The organism is Nonomuraea sp. NPDC047529, from assembly GCF_040642995.1.
Taxonomy (GTDB): Bacteria; Actinomycetota; Actinomycetes; order Streptosporangiales; family Streptosporangiaceae; genus Nonomuraea.
Map to the genome: position 1 here is coordinate 205,667 of NZ_JBEYTJ010000003.1, position 17,170 is coordinate 222,836.

At 73.0% G+C, this 17,170-nt stretch carries 11 protein-coding genes; 5 read left to right on the plus strand and 6 right to left on the minus strand.

Annotated features, from left to right (window positions below):
- Nucleotides 1-29 precede the first annotated feature (29 nt).
- Nucleotides 30-2,300, plus strand: coding sequence for an FtsX-like permease family protein (locus tag ABZ815_RS07460; RefSeq protein WP_357695041.1), 2,271 nt, complete (start codon nucleotides 30-32; stop codon nucleotides 2,298-2,300).
- Here ABZ815_RS07460 and treS read toward each other — a convergent pair.
- Nucleotides 2,287-3,993, minus strand: coding sequence for a maltose alpha-D-glucosyltransferase (gene treS / locus ABZ815_RS07465; protein WP_357695043.1), 1,707 nt, complete (start codon nucleotides 3,991-3,993; stop codon nucleotides 2,287-2,289). The genes ABZ815_RS07460 and treS overlap by 14 nt on opposite strands.
- Before the next feature lie 261 nt (nucleotides 3,994-4,254).
- Nucleotides 4,255-5,880, minus strand: a complete 1,626-nt coding sequence (locus tag ABZ815_RS07470; RefSeq protein ID WP_357695045.1) for an asparagine synthetase B family protein — start codon at nucleotides 5,878-5,880, stop codon at nucleotides 4,255-4,257.
- A 116-nt stretch (nucleotides 5,881-5,996) separates the two neighbouring features.
- Here ABZ815_RS07470 and ABZ815_RS07475 point away from each other — a divergent pair, with 116 nt between their 5' ends.
- The 4 genes from ABZ815_RS07475 to ABZ815_RS07490 all read left to right on the plus strand — a co-directional run bounded on the left by ABZ815_RS07475 (nucleotide 5,997) and on the right by ABZ815_RS07490 (nucleotide 11,239).
- Nucleotides 5,997-7,808 (plus strand): hypothetical protein, encoded by a 1,812-nt coding sequence (locus ABZ815_RS07475; protein ID WP_357695047.1) that lies wholly within the window; start codon nucleotides 5,997-5,999, stop codon nucleotides 7,806-7,808.
- Between the two features lie 17 nt (nucleotides 7,809-7,825).
- A complete protein-coding gene (locus ABZ815_RS07480) occupies nucleotides 7,826-8,449 on the plus strand; it encodes an anticodon-binding protein (RefSeq protein ID WP_357695049.1) in 624 nt (207 codons plus the stop codon).
- 163 nt (nucleotides 8,450-8,612) lie between these two features.
- Nucleotides 8,613-9,953: a diaminopimelate decarboxylase gene (lysA, locus tag ABZ815_RS07485; RefSeq protein WP_357695416.1), complete on the plus strand. Its 1,341-nt coding sequence runs from the start codon at nucleotides 8,613-8,615 to the stop codon at nucleotides 9,951-9,953.
- Entirely contained in the window at nucleotides 9,950-11,239 is a 1,290-nt protein-coding gene (locus ABZ815_RS07490; protein WP_357695051.1) for a homoserine dehydrogenase, read from the plus strand. Before lysA ends, ABZ815_RS07490 begins: the two co-directional genes overlap by 4 nt.
- Nucleotides 11,240-11,259: 20 nt before the next feature.
- Here the strand turns inward: ABZ815_RS07490 and ABZ815_RS07495 are convergent, their stop codons facing one another.
- The 4 genes from ABZ815_RS07495 to ABZ815_RS07510 are packed head-to-tail and all read right to left on the minus strand — an operon-like array spanning nucleotide 11,260 to nucleotide 16,974.
- A complete protein-coding gene (locus ABZ815_RS07495; protein WP_357695053.1) occupies nucleotides 11,260-12,948 on the minus strand; it encodes a glycosyltransferase in 1,689 nt (562 codons plus the stop codon).
- The gene (locus ABZ815_RS07500; RefSeq protein WP_357695055.1) at nucleotides 12,945-14,987 is read right to left on the minus strand and encodes a glycosyltransferase family 2 protein; all 2,043 of its coding nucleotides are present in this window, start codon (nucleotides 14,985-14,987) and stop codon (nucleotides 12,945-12,947) included. The genes ABZ815_RS07495 and ABZ815_RS07500 overlap by 4 nt, the downstream gene beginning before the upstream one ends.
- The gene (locus tag ABZ815_RS07505; RefSeq protein ID WP_357695057.1) at nucleotides 14,984-16,540 is read right to left on the minus strand and encodes a glycosyltransferase family 2 protein; all 1,557 of its coding nucleotides are present in this window, start codon (nucleotides 16,538-16,540) and stop codon (nucleotides 14,984-14,986) included. The genes ABZ815_RS07500 and ABZ815_RS07505 overlap by 4 nt, the downstream gene beginning before the upstream one ends.
- On the minus strand, nucleotides 16,537-16,974 hold the full coding sequence (locus ABZ815_RS07510) for a hypothetical protein (protein ID WP_357695059.1): 438 nt from the start codon (nucleotides 16,972-16,974) through the stop codon (nucleotides 16,537-16,539). Before ABZ815_RS07510 ends, ABZ815_RS07505 begins: the two co-directional genes overlap by 4 nt.
- Nucleotides 16,975-17,170: the final 196 nt, after the last annotated feature.

Consider the following 17,170-nt stretch of genomic DNA (forward strand, 5'->3'; position numbering starts at 1 on the left):
GGGGAGGGGCTCCGCGGAGTGAGCGACCAGTGAGCGCCGCTCTGGCCGGAAGCCGCTGGATCAAGGCCGACCTGCGGGCCAGGAAGGGCCAGGCGGTGCTCACCGTGCTGGTGGTGGCCGGGATCGTGGCCGCCCTGATCACCGCGGCGACCCTCCTGGAGGACGGCACCAACCCGTGGCGCAGCCTGTCGGCCCAGACCGACGGCGCCCACGTCTGGGTCTACACCGACGACGACCCGAACGTCGCCCTGGGCGACATCGACGGCGTCACCGGCACCACCGGCCCCTACCGCTCGGCCCCCGTGACCGTGGCGCAGGAGGGCAAGAAGGAGCCCGCGTCGCTGCGCGCGATGCCCGCCGCGCCGCCCGCGGTGGCCCATCCCGTGCTGGCCGAGGGCAGGTGGCTCGACGGCACGCAACCCGACGGCGTGGTCGTCGAGCACTCCTACGCCAGGTCGCTGGGCCTGGCGATCGGCTCGCCGTTCACGGTCATCGCGCTCAACGGCGAGCGCCACACCCTCTACGTACGCGGCATCGCCGACTCCGCCGACCAGGGCTTCTACCCCGAATGGACCCCGGGGCTGGCCTGGGTGCTGCCCGCCACGCTCGACCGCGTCGAGCCCATGCTGGGCCGCAGCGAATGGGTGACCGGGCTGCGCCTGGCCGACCCCGACGCCAGCCAGGTCGTGGCCCAGCGCGTCGTGGTGATGCTGGAGGACAAGCTCCAGCGCGTCTACACCTGGCGCGAGGTCAGGGCCGCGATGGAGCTGGACAACCGGCTGCTTGGCACCCTGCTCGCGCTGTTCGGCGTGGTCGGCATGGTCGCGGCGGCGCTCGCGCTGGCCAACGCGGCCGGCGGCCGGGTGCTCGGCCAGCTCCGCGACCTGGCCACGCTCAAGTCGATGGGCTTCACCGGCGGCCAGGTCGCCCTGCTGCTCCTGGTCGAGCACGGCGCGCTCGGCCTGCTCGGCGTCGCACTCGGCGCGCTGGCGGGCTGGGGGGCGACGGCGGTGGTGCTCGGCACGTACTCGGCCGCGCCGGTGCCGGTGCTGGCCATCGTGGCGGGCACGACGCTGGTGGTGCTGGGCGCGGTGGGGGTGCCCGCCTGGCGGGGCGCGCGCACGCCGCCGATCCCCGCCGTGCCGGCCTCGCCGCCGCGCGGCCACCTGTCCCGGCTGGCCCGGCTCGGCCTGCTCGTACGCCTCCCGCCCGCCCTGATCCTGGGCACCCGCGACGCCTTCACCAGGCGCGTTCCGGCGTTCCTGACGGCGTTCGGCCTGGCCGTGCCGATGATGATGATCACGATCGGCCTCGGCGTCTGGTCCACCATGGACAACTTCCTCAGCCACCCCGAGCAGGTCGGCCAGCACGCCAGCCTGTACGTCCGCCCCGGCAAGCTGATGGAGTCGGCCGAGGCCCAGCGCATCGCCGAACGCGACCGCGACGTGCGCTCGGTCTACCCGGGCACCGACGTGAACGCCCTGGCCCCGGGCGAGGCCCGTTCGGTCAGGGTACGGGCGGTCGGCAGCTCCGCCGATCCCTACCCGTTCCCCGTCGTGGAGGGCCGGAGCTACACCGAGCCCGGTGAGGCGGTCGCCGGGCAGGGCCTGCTCGACCTGCTGGGGGTCAGGATCGGCGACCGGGTGCGCCTGACCGTGGGCGGCTCGCCGCTGATCGTCCGGATCGTGGGCCGTACCGTCGAGCCCGACCTGGACGGCGAGGTGCTCTCGGTGGGCCTGGACAGCCTGGCCGCCAAGGACTCCGTGCCGCCCCAGTACTACGCGCTGGCCCTGCGGCCGGGCGCGGACAAGGCGGAGGTGCGGGCCCGGCTGCTGGCCGAGTCGGCGGAGGGCCTCGACGTGCAGGCCGCGGTCAACCCGGCCGACCGGCTGTCGATCATCAGAGTGGTGATCGTGGCGCTGATCGCCGTGCTGGCCCTGATCGGGCTGGCGAACCTGCTCACGGCGAGCGCGATCGGGCTGCGCGACCACGCCTTCGACCTGGCCGTGCTCAAGGCCATGGGGCTGACGCCACGCCAGGTCATGGCCACGCTGGTGACCGGCACGGGCCTGCTGGTCGTGCTCGGCGTCGGCGCCGGCACGGCGGTGGGGGCGTCGGTGGTGGTGGGGCTGATCGACCTGCAGGGTCACACGAGCGGCGTGGGCGCGGGCATCGGCCGCGCGCCCTCGCCGGTGACGCTGGCGGTGGCCGTGGTGACGGCCGTGGGCACGGCCCTCGCGGTGGCGATCATTCCCGCCCGCCGCGCGGCCCGTGCCCAGGTGCCCGTCACTTCGCGCTGATCTCCTCGGGCTTCAGCGCGAACCAGTAGAACCCGTGGCCCGGCAGGGTCAGCAGGTAGGGCAGCTCGCCGATGCGCGGGAAGCGCACCCCGCCGCGGGCCTCGACCGGCACCATGCCCTCGAACCTGCGCAGGTCCAGCTCGACGGGCTGCGGGAACTTCGACAGGTTGTTGACGCAGAGCATCACGTCGTCGCGGTCCTCGCGCACGTACGTGAGCACGCACGGGTTGGAGGACCACATTTCGGTGTAGGCGCCGAGGCCGAACACCGGGTGGTTCTTGCGGATCTCCAGCATGCGCCGGGTGAAGTGCAGCAGGGAGCCCTCGTGGCGCTGCTGGGCCTCCACGTTGACCGCCTGGAAGCCGTAGATCGGGTCCATGACGGCCGGCAGGTAGAGGCGGCCCGGGTCGGCCTGGGAGAACCCGGCGTTGCGGTCGGGGCTCCACTGCATCGGCGTGCGGACCGAGTCGCGGTCCTCCAGCCAGATGTTGTCGCCCATGCCGATCTCGTCGCCGTAGTACATGACCGGCGAGCCCGGCAGCGACAGCAGCAGCGCCGTGAACAGCTCGATCAGGTCCCGGTTGTTGTCCAGCAGGGGCGCCAGCCGCCGCCGGATGCCGAGGTAGGCCCGCATGCGCGGGTCCTTGGCGTACTCCTTGTGCATGTAGTCGCGCTCTTCCTCGGTCACCGTCTCGAGCGTGAGCTCGTCGTGGTTGCGCAGGAAGATGCCCCACTGGGCCGTGTCGGGCAGCTTGGGCGTGCGGGACATGATCTCGGAGATCGGCTCGCGGGTCTCCTTCTTCACCGCCATGTAGATGCGCGGCATCAGCGGGAAGTGGAAGGCCATGTGGCACTCGTCGCCGCCGACGGTGGGGTCGCCGAAGTACTCCACGACGTCCTCGGGCCAGCCGTTGGCCTCGGCCAGCAGCACCCGGTCGGGGTAGAGCCGGTCGACCTCCGCGCGGATCTTCTTCAGGTACGCGTGCGTCTCGGGCAGCCCGGAGCACGCCGTGCCCTCACGCTCGAACAGGTACGGCACCGCGTCGAGGCGGAAGCCGTCGATGCCCAGGTCGAGCCAGAACCGCAGCACCTCCAGCATGGCCTCCTGCACCGCCGGGTTGTCATAGTTCAGGTCCGGCTGGTGGTGGAAGAAACGGTGCCAGTAGTACTGCTTGCGCACCGGGTCGTACGTCCAGTTGGACTCCTCGGCGCCGATGAAGATGATGGGCGCGTCCGGATAGCCCGTGGGCTCGTCCGACCAGACGTAGAAGTCCCCGTAGGGGCCCTCCGGGTCGTGCCGGGAGGCCTGGAACCACGGGTGTCTGTCGCTGGTGTGGTTCATGACCAGGTCGGTGATGATCCGAAGACCTCGCTCGTGCGCGGCCTCGATCAACTGGACAAAGTCTCCCAGATCGCCAAAATCTGGAAGGATCTTCATATAGTCCGAAATGTCATAACCGCCATCGCGCAGCGGGGACTCGTACAGCGGCAACAGCCAGAGGCAGTCGACGCCGAGCCATTCCAGGTACCCGAGCTTCTCGATGAGACCGCGCAGGTCCCCCGTGCCGTCACCGTTGGAGTCCTTGAACCCCCGGACGAGAACCTCGTAGAACACCGCCCGCTTGTACCATCGCGGATCTTCCGAGACGAAAGCCTCAGAGATCGACTCCGGTGATGGGGATGCGTTGATCATGATGTCGCTCACAGGAAGAGATGTGGGCAGGACGAAGTCACCGGTTACCCCGGCGTTCTTAGCTGGTGACCGCGCCGCGTGGAGTCGTCATCCCTGCGAACTCCATGCCCTCGAACGAGACCGGATTTGTGATCTGGTGCCCGTTTGTTGCGGCGCTTACGGGCCGAACACTACCAGCCCGGTGGCTTTCCGGAACCCGCTTCTGCTGTGCGACGTGTAATACCCGCGAGATCCGTATGTAATCGCCCTGTTACCCAGAGTTCACTGAAAAGGTGCCGTGACGTCCGTGAGGTCGTTCTCGAAGTCGTTCAGCCAGAGTCCGAAAAGCACCAGGCCGCGCACCCAGAACCGGTCGTTCCAGCCGTTGAACCGGGTCAGTGCGTCGGGTCCGCCGGCGATCACCTCGTGCAGCTCGTCGGAGAGCAGGCCGGGCACGCGCCCGGCCACGACTTCGAGCATGGCGTGGGAGTAGGCCCGCGCCGGGGCGGCCGTGGAGCGCAGCGGCACCCGCCGGAGCGGCTGCTTGACCACGTTCGTCGAGGGCAGCGCGGCCACCCTCGGATTGGCCGCGTGCAGCACCTCGCGGTAGAAGCGGCCCTTGTCCTTGCGCGCGACGCCGACGCTGAGCGCGGCGTCGAAGAAGGCGGGATGGATGAACGGCGCCGCGAACGACGCCTCCGGGCCCACCAGGTTGACCGCCGACCGCGCGATGCCGCGCACGGTCCTGGTGTGCAGCACCGACAGCGGCAGCTCGGCCCGATGGCCGTGGAGCATCGAGGTGGCCGCCGCGAACTGGTCGCGCACGGTCTCCTCCATCCACTGCGCGGCGGCCTTGGACAGGAACGGCTGCGCGGGCGCGCCCAGCGACAACGAGCCCAGCAGCGCCGCCGACCGTTCGGCCTGCGTCCTGGCCTCCAGGGCGGCGCCGCTGACCATGAAGTTCTTCAGCAGCGGGCCGCCGGCCAGGCCGTCCACCAGGACGCGGCCCGAGCCGTGCACCTCCTTGGCGAAGGGCGCGTACCAGGCGTGGTGCGGCGTCAGGTACTCCAGCCTGCGGGCCACCTCGGCGGCGTCGCCGGGGTAGGCGGCGGCGTCCTGGGTGACGATCCGGTGCGGGATGCCCAGCTCGCGGGTGATCGCCTGGGCGAAGGCGATGTCGGTGTCGGTGCCGTCGTCGGGGCTGGTGGTCCACGACTCGACGTCGGCGCCGCGGGCCATGGCCACGCTCGCCAGCAGCCGCGAGTCGTAGCCGCCGCTGACCGGCACGAGCAGCCTGCGCCCGTCGTAGTCCTCGTAGACGTGGTGCAGCAGCTCGACGATCTCCTCGGGGCTCGTCCACGCCTCGTACGGCTCGGTGCGCAGCCAGCGCGGCAGCCGGCGCTCGGTGGCCAGGCGGCCGTGCTCGAACACCAGCGCGCTCGACCCCGGCAGCCGCCTGACCTCCCGGTACGGGGTCGCCTCGCCCAGCGGGAACGTCACCTGGATGATCGAGGCCCACGCGGCCCAGTCGATCTCGACGGGCACCAGGCTGAGCAGCGGCTGGATCAGCGAGGAGAAGTAGACGGCGTCGCCCTGGCGCACGTAGTAGACGTCGACCAGGCCGAGCGCGCCCGCGTGCAGCGTCACCCGCGCGTCGTCGCCGATCAGGCCGGGCGTCTCGTACGTCTCCGCGACCGTCATCCAGTCCTCGGCCGCGGCGGGCCTGCGCTCGCCCCACGAGAACGCGAACGCGCCGCCCGCCCGGTGGTAGGGCGGCAGCGGCGCGGAGCTGAACAGCGCGGCCTCGTCCGTCTGGAGCGCGGGCCGCACCTTGGGGCCCGCGGCGGTGAGTTTGCCCAGTATGGAGGTGTCGATCCGGCCGAGAGCGCCGCATACGTAGGGTCGCACGTTGAACTGCACCGGATCTCATCCCTTCGAGACGCTTCCTGCAAAAGAGTATCCTTTGCCGGGCTGAGAGAGCGGAGGTCCGGTTGTCTACCGAGCTGGAAAGCACGCGTCGGGCGTTGCGGGAAGCTGTCGCGCAGGCCGAGCGCGCGGCCGAACTGGCCAGGCTGCTGGACGCCGCGCAGTCCAGGCTGGCGGCCGCCGAGGAGAACGCCGAGGAGGTCAGGAAGCTGGCCGAGCGGCTCGACGAGGCCGAGGAGCGGCTGGAGATCGAGCGGGCCGCGGCCGACAAGCTGCGCAGGGAGCTGGCCGAGCAGCGGTTCCAGGCCGAGGTGGCCAACTGGAAGCTGTCCTCGATCAAGGTCGCCCGCTGGAACCGGCTGGGCGACGCCATCAAGAGCGGCAGGAACAACCCGATGCGCCTGGCCAAGGGGCTCAGGGGCGCGGCGAAGCCGGTCAAGCGGCCCAGCGCGCCCAAGCGCCGGCCGGTGGCCGTCCAGGGGGCCAAGGAGGCTCGTCCGGGGGCGTCGTTCCAGGCCACGAGCACGACCAGGACGCTGGGCGGGGCCTCGTTCAAGCTCAAGCCGTACCGGATCCCCACCGGGCCCAACACCCGCCCGCACCTGACCGCGGCCGTCGTCGCCGATCCGCACGTCGAGGCGCTGCTGCGTTACGAGTGGCGCCAGACGACCGGGTTCACGCCGCGCGACTTCGCCCGCGTGCTGCCGCTGGAGGTGCCCCACCTGCTCGTGGTGGAGTCCGTCACACAGGGGCCGTGGCTGGAGGAGCTGACCGGCGAGCCGGGTGAGGGGCTCAGGGCGCTGCTGGCCTGGTGCGCCGAGCGCGGCATCCGTACCGTCTTCTGGCACACCCAGGGTGACGTGGCCGACTACGCCGCCGCGGCCGAGCTGTTCGAGCACCGCTTCACCGGCGACACCACCGTCCCGTGGCCGCGCCTGCACTTCGGCGTGCAGCCGCGGGTGCACAACCCGCTGCCGCTGGCCGGCGGACGGGTCGACCGGGTGCTCACGCTCGACCAGCTCCTGCCGCCGCACCTGGCCTATCCCGACGTGCTCACCTCCTACCGCTGGCCCGCCGCGGCCGAGTGCCCGCCCGGCACGCCGCAGTGGCGGCTGGCCGAGATCGCCGCCTGCGGCACGCCGATCGGCACCGAGCCCGACTCGCGCCGGGCGCACGTGGCGCTGCGCCGGGCCTACAACATGGGGACGATGACCGAACGCGTGGACGAGCTGCTGGAGGCCGTCGGCCTGCCGAGCGCCCGCGCCACTCTCGACACCTCCGTGCTGCTGCCCATCCTCGACCCCTCGCTCATGGAGCACGCGCTGGCCCAGGTGGCCAGGCAGTCGGGCGTGGCCCAGGTGATCGTCATCGGCCCGCCCGAGGCCGAGCTGCGCGCCCGCGACGTGCTGACCGACGCCGAGGTCCTGTACCGGCGGCCCCACCCGGCCATGTCCGAGGGCGCGATGCTGGCCAAGGGCCTCGACCTGTGCGAGGCCGACCTCGTCGCGGTCATGGACCCGCGCGACGTCTACGGCCCGCACTACCTGACGGACCTGCGCCGGGCCTTCCTGTTCAGCACGGCCGACATCGTCGGCAAGGCGGCCTTCTACGCCCACCTGCGCAAGCCCCAGGCGACCCTGCTCAAGCAGCCCGAGGCCGAGTACGCCTACCTCCCCGAGATCGCCGGGTCCACCCTGCTCGCCCGCAGGAACGCCCTGCGCGAGGTGGGCTTCGCCGACCTCACCGAGGGCTGGGACGAGGTCATGATGCGCCAGTGCCGCACCGACGGCGTCAAGGTCTTCTCCGCCGACCGGTTCGGCTACGTACGGGTGCGCGACGAGGACCGCTGGCTGCTCGGCGCGGCCCACCTGGTCGAGTACGGCTCGGCCGAGCCGCACGCGCTGATCTGACACCTACGCTGGGGCCCATGATCGACCTGCTGGCCGAGGTGCTGGGGGAGCCGCCGGTGCCCGAGGGCACGTGGGAGCGGGAGGCCGTCTACGTGTCGGCCGCCGCGCTCCGCCGCCGAATCCCCCCGTCCGGCCTGGCCGCGCGGGTGCGGGCCGTGGAAGGGGTGGCCGGGGCCGAGGCGCGGCCGAACGGCTTCCTGCGCATCGTCGTGGACGTGCCGGGACGGCTGGTCGAGTCGCCGCAGGCCGTGCCGGACCTGCCCGACCCCGGCTGGCCCGACTTCCCGCGCACGTGGGACAACCCCGGCTTCGTCGTCCGGTACGGCCACGCCCGCGCCTGCGCGGTACGGCGGTGGGCGGGCGAGCTGGGGGTGCCGCTCACCGGGTTCCGGCCCGAGCTGCTCGACGGCCCCTACGACCGCGGGGTGCTGCGGGTGCTGGCCGAGCTGCCAGGACGGGCCGTCAGCCGCGCCCCCGCCTGGGACAACTTCCTGGTCCGGCTGGCGCTGGCCTACCACGACGCCCACGAGCACGCGCCCGCCGTCCCGGTGGGGGACGAGCCGGTCCGGCCGGTGCACACGGCGCGGCTGCGGCTGGCGGAGGCCGTACGGGAGGTGCTGGTGGGACCGGAAAGATTGTGACGGCTCGTAAAATATCCGGCCAAACCGCGAAAAATCGTAAAAATATCCCTTGTGGACCTTGATCGCGTCTCGATACGTGGGCAGCGGTCCAAGAAGGGGCGGCGATTCCGATAGCCTCGATCGGGTGAGCTTCGTCCATCCAGCCGGGGACCGGCACGCCGAGATGCTGCCCCACGAGCGCCCCCCGATGGCGCCCGCCGACCTCAACCGGATCGACCCCGCGATCTGGCCCCGAACGTCGGCCCGGACCGACGGCACGCTCACGGTCGGCGGCGTCGACGTGCGCGACCTCGCCCGCGAGCACGGCACGCCGCTCTACGTGCTCGACGAGGCCGACGTGCGCTCACGTATGCGCGACTACGCCACGGCCTTCCAGGGCTCGGAGGTCCACTACGCGGGCAAGGCGTTCCTGTGCAAGGAGATCGTGCGCTGGCTGGCCGAGGAGGGCCTCGGGCTCGACGTCGCCAGCGGCGGCGAGCTGGCGGTGGCGCTCAGCGTCGGCTTCCCGCCCGAGCGCATCACCCTCCACGGCAACAACAAGTCCAAGGCCGAGCTGACCCGCGCCCTGGAGTGCGGCGTCGGGCACATCGTGGTCGACTCCTACGAGGAGATCGCCCGCCTCGGCTACCTCGCCGAACAGCTCGGCAAGCGGCCCAAGGTGATGATCCGGGTGACCACCGGGGTCGAGGCCCACACCCACGAGTTCATCGCCACGGCCCACGACGACCAGAAGTTCGGCCTGTCGCTCAACACCGGCGCCGCCGCCGAGGCCGTGCGCCGCATCCTCGCGCTGCCGCAGCTCGACCTGGTCGGCCTCCACTCCCACATCGGGTCGCAGATCGTCGACACCGCCGGGTTCGAGGTGGCCGCGCGGCGGCTGGCCTCGCTGCTCGTCCAGATCAAGGACGAGCACGACGTCGTCCTGCCCGAGCTCGACCTCGGCGGCGGCTACGGCATCGCCTACGTCGAGGGCGACGAGGCCCCCGACATCAAGGAGCTGGCCGACGGCCTGCGCGAGATCGTCACCAAGGTCTGCGTCGACGCAGGCCTGCCGGTGCCGCGCCTGACCGTCGAGCCGGGCCGCACCATCGTGGGCCCGGGCGGCATCACCCTCTACGAGGTCGGCACGGTCAAGGACGTCGAGGGGCTGCGCACGTACGTCAGCGTCGACGGCGGCATGAGCGACAACGTGCGCACCGCCCTCTACGGCGCCGAGTACACCGCCACCCTCGTCAGCCGGGCCAGCGACGCCGAGCCCATGCTCAGCCGCCTGGTCGGCAAGCACTGCGAGAGCGGCGACATCATCGTGCGCGACTGCCACCTGCCCGCCGACCTGGCGCCCGGCGACCTGGTCGCCGTGGCCGCGACCGGCGCCTACTGCCGCTCGCTGGCCAGCAACTACAACTACCTGCCCAGGCCCGCCGTGGTCGCCGTCGCCGACGGCGCGGCCCGGGTGATCGTGGCGGGCGAGACCGAGGACGACCTGTTGAGGGGGCAGCTGTGAAACCGCTGAAAGTGGCTCTGCTGGGCTGCGGCGTCGTCGGCTCGCAGGTCATCAGGCTCCTGCACGAGCAGGCCGACGACCTGGCCGCGCGCATCGGCGCCCCGCTCGAGCTGGCCGGCGTGGCCGTGCGCAGGCTCGGGCGCAAGCGCGACATCGAGGTCGACCCGGCGCTGCTGACCACCGACGCCGAGTCCCTGGTCACCCGCGACGACATCGACATCGTCGTCGAGGTGATCGGCGGCATCGAACCGGCCCGCACGCTCATCGTGGCCGCCCTCGAACGCGGCAAGTCGGTCGTCACGGCCAACAAGGCCCTGCTGGCGGAGGACGGCTCGGCCCTGCACGAGGCGGCCCGGCGCGGCGAGGGCGACCTCTACTTCGAGGCCAGCGTCGCCGGCGCCATCCCGCTGCTGCGCCCGCTGCGCGAGTCGCTGGCCGGCGACCACGTCAAGCGCGTGCTCGGCATCGTCAACGGCACCACCAACTACATCCTCGACAAGATGGACAGCACGGGCGCGTCCTTCACCGACGCCCTGGAGGAGGCCCAGACGCTCGGCTACGCCGAGGCCGACCCGACGGCCGACGTCGAGGGCTTCGACGCCGCCGCCAAGGCCGCCATCCTGGCCGGCCTGGCCTTCCACAGCCGGGTCACCGCCGACAAGGTGCACCGCGAGGGCATCACCGAGATCACCGCCACCGACGTCGCCTCCGCCAAGGCCATGGGCTACGTCATCAAGCTGCTGGCCATCTGCCAGCGCTCCGACGACGGCCGCTCGTTCGGCGTGCGGGTGCACCCGGCGATGATCCCGCGCACCCATCCGCTCGCGGGGGTGCGCGAGGCGTACAACGCGGTGTTCGTGGAGGCAGAGTCGGCCGGGCAGCTCATGTTCTACGGCAAGGGCGCCGGTGGCGCGCCCACGGCCTCGGCCGTGCTCGGCGACCTCGTGGCCGTCGGCCGCAACCGCCTGGCCGGCACCCACGGGCCTGAGGAGTCCACCTACGCCGACCTGGCCGTCCATCCGATGGGCGACACGGTCACGCGCTGCCACGTGGCGCTCGACGTGGCCGACAAGCCGGGCGTGCTGGCCCGGGTGGCCGACCTGTTCGCCCAGCACGACGTCTCCATCCAGACCGTCCGCCAGGAGGGCCACGGCGACGACGCCCAGCTCGTCATCGTCACCCACCGCGCCACCGACGCCGCCCTCACGGCGACCATGGAGGGGCTGCGCGGGCTCGACATCGTCCGGGCGGTCGCCAGTGTGATGCGCGTGGAGGGCGACGACTGACGCCTGCCCCCGCCCAGGTCTCAGTGGGTGGGGAAGGCCAGGTCGCGGACGCGGCGCACGGCCCGTTTCAGGACCGTGCGGTCCTGCTCGCGGGCCAGCCGCACCGCCTCGCGCCGCCAGCTCTCGGCCTTCTCCCGCCAGCGGGAGGCGTCCCTGCCGTTCTTGGCGGACTCCCGGCGGAGCTGGGCGATCTCGGCGCGCAGGGCGGCCACGCGCTTGCGGTGGAGGGTCAGGTCCTTCTCGTGGCGGGCGGCCAGCCGGGCGAGCTCCGCGACCGGCGGCCTGCCGGGCGGGTAGACGCCGGGGCGGCGGTGGAGGCCCCACGACGCGCCGTCCGCCCATTCCACGCCGTACAGGGCGTCGATCAGGTCGTCCGGGTGGTCGTCGGGGGTGGCGACCAGGGCGGCTCTGGACAGGGCGGCCGTACGGTCGAGGCGGGCGGCGACCACGCCGTGCCCGGTCTCGTCCAGGGCCAGGCAGAGGCTGCCGAGGTCGTGCTCCTCCAGGTGGGCGATCAGGCGTTCGAGCGTGCCGGGGGAGAGCGTCCAGCCGGGCGGCACGCTCAGCCGGAAGGGGGCCGTCGTGCCGGCGGGCGGCCCAGGAGGCGGTTCGGTGGCCAGCCGGACCCGCGGGTCGTGCTCGAAGGTGGCCTTGACCAGGCGCAGGTCCAGGTCGGGGTCGTTCAGGGGGGACCGGCGTCCGGTGGGCAGCGCGGGCCACGGGCCCGTGAGGGTGAGGCGCACGTCGGGGATGGAGGAGGCGAGCAGGGCGTCCGCGGTGGCGCGGGTGTCCTCGTAGCCGCCCGCCGGCACCACCGCCTCCACGTACGGCACCAGCCACTGCCGCCCCGCCTCCGTACGCAGGTACCGCCGGTACGGAACCCGGTCGGCCACGTAGGGATCGTTGTACCGCTTCAACGCGGCCACGTCGCGCATCGCGGTCGGCAGGCCGACGTGCCAGGCCCGTGCCTCGGGGTCCGGGACGAAGACCGCCCCCGCCTGCGTGAGCCGGTACCCCAGCTCGGTGTCCTCGGCCAGCACCAGCGAGGTGTCCAGGCCGCCGATCGAGCGCAGCAACGCCGCCGGGTACGACGCCGTCGCCCCCACGTGGACGCGGGCGGCCGTCGCGCCGGACGCCGTGCGCAGGCCGTCGTGGTCGTGGATGATCTTCTCGGCCCAGTCGTGCCGGTGCGGTGACAGGGGGAACAGGCCGTTCTCGGCGCCGTCGTCCAGCGCCTGGACGACCTGGCCGGGCGTGGGCAGCTCGGCGGCCGAGGTGAAGTCGATCCAGCCGAGCACCACCACGTACGGGGCCAGATGGTGCCACCGGAGCTGGGCCTCGACGTGCCGCCGGTGCGGGACCATGTCGGCGTCCAGCACGAGGACGACCTCGCCGGAGGCGGCGTCCAGGCCCGCCTGGACGGCCCAGGCGCGCCCCCAGCCGCCCGGCGGACCGGAGATCAGCTTGGTGCCGCCCGGGACGAGTTCGGGCAGGCGGATGGGGGTGGCGCTGCCGTCGTCCACCACGATCACGTCGAGCAGGTGGGCCGGGTAGCTCTGCGCGGACAGGGCGGCGAGCGTCAGGTCCAGGGTCTCCTGGCGGTCGTGCGCCGGGACGACGACCGTGACGGTGAGCTCCGGCTCCCAGGCCCCCAGCTCGGGAGGGTCCAGGACGCCGAAGTCGTTCCCGCGGATCCGGGGCACGGTCATGGGCGGCTGCTCCCCTCCAGCTCCATCAGGGCGTTCGGGCGGAACCCGCGCCACTGGCGTCTGTTGCGCCGCAGGAACGTGCCGATCGGCTCCTGCCAGGTGTGGGCGGAGGCCGGGCCCCGGCGCAGGATGTAGCCCAGGCCGTGGGTGCGGTAGATCTGGCCGCCCGCCGCCTGGAGGGCCTCCTGGAACTGGGTGTCCACCGAGCGGCGCAGCGGCCGGAAGCCGCCCACGGCCTGGAACGCCGAGCGCTCCACCAGGATCGTGCCGCCCGCCACGAAGCTGGTGATCTGCTCGGTGACCTGGCTGCGGTGCACGGTGACGTCGATCGAGGCCAGGTAGACGAACTCGGGCACCGTGCCGACCACCTGGGCCCCCGAGTAGGCGTGGGCGAGCAGCAGGTCGGCCAGGAAGTCGGGGCCGTACCAGTCGTCGTCGTCCATCTTCAGCAGGAACGAGCCGGAGGCCCTGGCGGCGGCCTCGTTCAGCACCTCGCCGAAGACGGCTCCGGGGTCGGCCTCGTACACGGTCAGCGGGCCGTCGAAGGCGGCCAGGGCGGCGGCGACGTCGGGATGCTCCCGGGGCACGCCGTGCAGCGCGAGCACCACTTCGAGCTGGGCGTCGCGCTGGCGGGCGATCTGCCGCAGGGCGAACGGCACCATGTCCGCGCGCCTGGTGGCCAGCAGGACGGAGGTGAGCGGAGGAGCGGGGGCGGGCGCGCCGAGCTGCTCCCACCGCGCCGCCACGCCATGGGTACGCAGGGCGGCCCGGCGCAACCGGATGCTGTGCTCCTCGCGCCGCAGGTCGTCGGACAGGTCGGGCGCGGCGGGCAGGAGCGTGACCAGTTCGTCCCCGAGAGCCCCCGCCCAGCGCGGCACGGCCCCGGTCACCAGCGGCACCCCGGCGGCGGCCAGACCGGCCAGCACCCGTACGGCCGCCAGCGGGCCGCTGTGCGGATGGTGCCAGCTCACCTCGACGCCCCGGATCTGCCGCAGCCTGGCCACGTCGGCGTCGGTGACCCCGCCGGACTCGGCGAACGTCGTGACGACCTTGCCGTCCAGCAGCACCGACCAGCGGCCGTCGCGCTCGGCCAGCGCGGCCGTGCCCCGGGACGGCGTGGTCACGAAACCCTGGGGGTTGACCAGGCGCTCGTCCACGGGCGGGACCATCGACGGCTCGGCGAGCACGTCGGGATCGGCCAGCGGCGACCCGGCCCCACCGGGACGCCCGATGCTCTCCCAGCTCGCGGCCACGATCGTGGGCCGCTCGACGGGAGCCTGATCGCCGGCCCAGCCGATACCGCCCGGCTCTCCGGCCCCGCCCGGCGTCAGGGCCGGGGACGCGTCCGAGGCGCGGCCGTCGCCCGGCAGGCGCAGGGCGTCGCCGGCCAGGCCGCGGAGGGCGACGTCGCCCAGCGTGCGGAGCACGACGTCGCTGCCGGGGGCGCCGACGCGTTCCGGGACCGGGCCGGTGACCTCGGCGGGGGTCGCGTTCGGGTCGCCCGGACGCCAGTCGGCCGAGCCGATCCCGGCGATCCCGGCGGCCGGCGCGGCGATCACGTCCAGCCGGTGCCCGGCGAAGGCCCGCGCGGTCGCGGTCACCGTGCGGCCGGCGGGCGTCGCGGCGGAGAAACGGGCGTCCACCACCCACACCCGGCTCCTGGGCTGGTACACCCGCAGGTCCGTCAGCGACCGCCAGCGATGCGCCGGGGTCGGCGTGGGCACGGGGGCCGGATGCGAGGCCGGGGCGTCGAGCACGCACACCACCACCCGCCCGGCCAGCGGGAGCAGCTTGTGCAGGGTCGCCACCCTGCGCAGGTCGGCGGGCGTCCTGGCGAGCACGAGGACGTGGTCGGCCGACTCCGGCTCGGCGGGCGGCTCCAGCAGGTCCCGGTCCAGGTCCACGACGCCGCCCGTCCCGGTCTGCCCGGTCAGGAGGGACCGGCTCTCGATGCCGGCCAGGAACACCCGGGCGCCCGGCAGCTCCGCCAGCAGCGCGGCGACCGTCCGCCGCTCGGCGGGCGGCTGGTCAGCGATCATCCGGCGCTCCGCAGGTGGCGGATCAGGGAGCTCAGCGGCCCGGGTGCGGAGGGCTCCTCGTCCTGCGGGCCGGACAGGCGCTCGACCTCGGCGGCGAGCCGGTCGGCCGCGGCCCGCAACTCCTTGATCTCGGCCAGCCGCCGGGCCGCCAGCGCGCGCCACTTGGCCGGGTCGCCGCCCAGCGGCGGAGCCTCTTCGGCGGTGCCGAAGCCGTGCTCGCCGCCCTCGACCCACAGGACGCCGAACAGGTCGTCCACCAGGTCGTCGGCCCGGTCGTCGGCCCGGTTGTCGGCCCGGTCGTCGGCGGGGTGGTCGGGTTTGTCATCAGCGGCGCCGTCGAGGCGTGCGGCGCGGGCGAAGGCGGCCGTGCGCTCCAGCCGGGCGGCCACGACCTCCCCGCCGTCCTCGGCCAGCGCGATGCAGACCAGGCCGAGCAGGTCCTCGTCGGCCAGCCGGACGAGCCGGGCGAGGGTGTCGGCCCCCAGGACCCAGCCGGCAGGCAGCCGCAGCAGGAACGGCGTGGGGGCGGCCGAGACCGGTTCGCTCTCCGCGAACGTGACGCGCGGCTCGTGGGCGTACAGGTTGTGCAGCAGGCGCAGGTCGAGCAGCGGATCGTCGAGGCTGGACCGGCGTTCGCCGGTCAGCTCGTCCCAGGGGCCGACGACGGTGACGGCGGCGTCGGGCAGCGTGCCCGCGAGCGCCGCGTCCACGCTCGCCCGGGTCTCCTCGTACGTGGTCGCGCCCACCACGACCCGCACGTACGGCACCCGCCAGTGTCGCCGGGGATGACCCCGCAGCCAGCGCAGATCCGGGACGAGGTCGCCCAGGTAGGACCAGTTGTGCCGGTGGACCTCCTTCTCCCGCAGCATCACCGTGGACGGCCCGACGTGCCACGCCCTGGCCTGCGGATCGGGCACGAACACCGCGCCCGCCTGGGCCAGCCGGTAGCCCAGCTCGGTGTCCTCGGCCATGTTGAGTGAGACGTCCACGCCGCCCGCCGCGCGCAGCAGCTCCGCGCGCACCGACGTGGAGGCCCCCGTGTGCAGCAGGTACGCGCTCGTGCCCGCGTCCTTGAGCATCCGGGTCGACTCCAGCGTCTTCCTCGTGTACTCCGGCCGCGTGCCCTCCTCGCCGGGTTCCGTCACGAACCGGATGTCGCCGATCACCACGACGTGGTCGAGCAGGTGGTGCCAGCGCATGTGCGCCTCAAGGTGGTCGGGGGCCAGGATCATGTCGGAGTCCAGCCAGTGGATCACCTCGCCGGTGGCGGCCAGTTGCCCGGTCTGCCGGGCCGCGCCGCGTCCCCAGCCGTCGGTCACCCGTACGACGTGGGCCCCCGGCAGCTCGACCGGCGGCGTGCTGCCGTCGTCGGCGACCACGATCTCGACGAGTTCGGCCGGGTACGTCTGTGCGGCCAGCGCGGACGCCGTACGCTCCAGCGCCTCCTGGCAGTCGTAGGCCGGGATGACCACGGACACGCTCAGCGACGGCTCCCAGGCCCCGATCGCGGGCGGGCGCAGCACCCCGTAGTCGTTGTGCCGGACGCGGGTCATGCCAGGCCCTTGGCCAGCGCGCGAACCTCCTCGCGCAGTTCCTCGACCTCGCGGGCCCTGGTCATGGCGTGCACGCGGTCCTCGCCGAGCGAGGCCAGGATCGCCCCGATGTCGTCGGCGCGCCGTGCGGCCGACTCCTCGACGGCCTGGACCAGCAGCTCCACCCGGGATTCGAGGTTCCTGAGCGCGGTCGTGGCGCGGGCGAGCTCGGCCTCGTGCTTCTTCATCCGCAGGTCGATCCGGTGCGCCTTGCCGTCCACGCGGCGGACGGTGAGCAGCAGGAGGGCGAGGGCGGCCAGGGTGACCGCGAACGCCGCGACGGTCGCCGCCGCGCCGAGTGTGAGCAGGCCGGCCAGGACGAGGAGCACGAGCACCCCGGTGGCCACAACTGCGAGAAGTGCGGCGGTCGCGGCCAGTCGGCGGGGCGAGAGCATCCGCGCAAACCTTTCATAGTCACGACGAGTCGGGCATAGGAGTCGGAGCGGGATTATTGCCACCCTAATAAATCCTGGCCACTACCGTGCCATAAGTTCCTGGAGGAAAACTGGGAACCGGCTGCCCCGCGGCCTGCGTCGCCCGCCATGCGAAAGCTGCCTGTCCGTCTACTGACGTGTAAAAACGGGCGTAAGG

Bases quoted from the DNA above. Each gene is read 5' to 3' on its own strand.
- treS (WP_357695043.1), bottom strand. From the start codon at position 3,993: ATGATCAACGCATCCCCATCACCGGAGTCGATCTCTGAGGCTTTCGTC.
- ABZ815_RS07480 (WP_357695049.1), top strand. From the start codon at position 7,826: ATGATCGACCTGCTGGCCGAGGTGCTGGGGGAGCCGCCGGTGCCCGAG.
- lysA (WP_357695416.1), top strand. From the start codon at position 8,613: ATGCTGCCCCACGAGCGCCCCCCGATGGCGCCCGCCGACCTCAACCGG.
- ABZ815_RS07495 (WP_357695053.1), bottom strand. From the start codon at position 12,948: ATGACCGTGCCCCGGATCCGCGGGAACGACTTCGGCGTCCTGGACCCT.
- ABZ815_RS07500 (WP_357695055.1), bottom strand. From the start codon at position 14,987: ATGATCGCTGACCAGCCGCCCGCCGAGCGGCGGACGGTCGCCGCGCTG.
- ABZ815_RS07505 (WP_357695057.1), bottom strand. From the start codon at position 16,540: ATGACCCGCGTCCGGCACAACGACTACGGGGTGCTGCGCCCGCCCGCG.
- ABZ815_RS07510 (WP_357695059.1), bottom strand. From the start codon at position 16,974: ATGCTCTCGCCCCGCCGACTGGCCGCGACCGCCGCACTTCTCGCAGTT.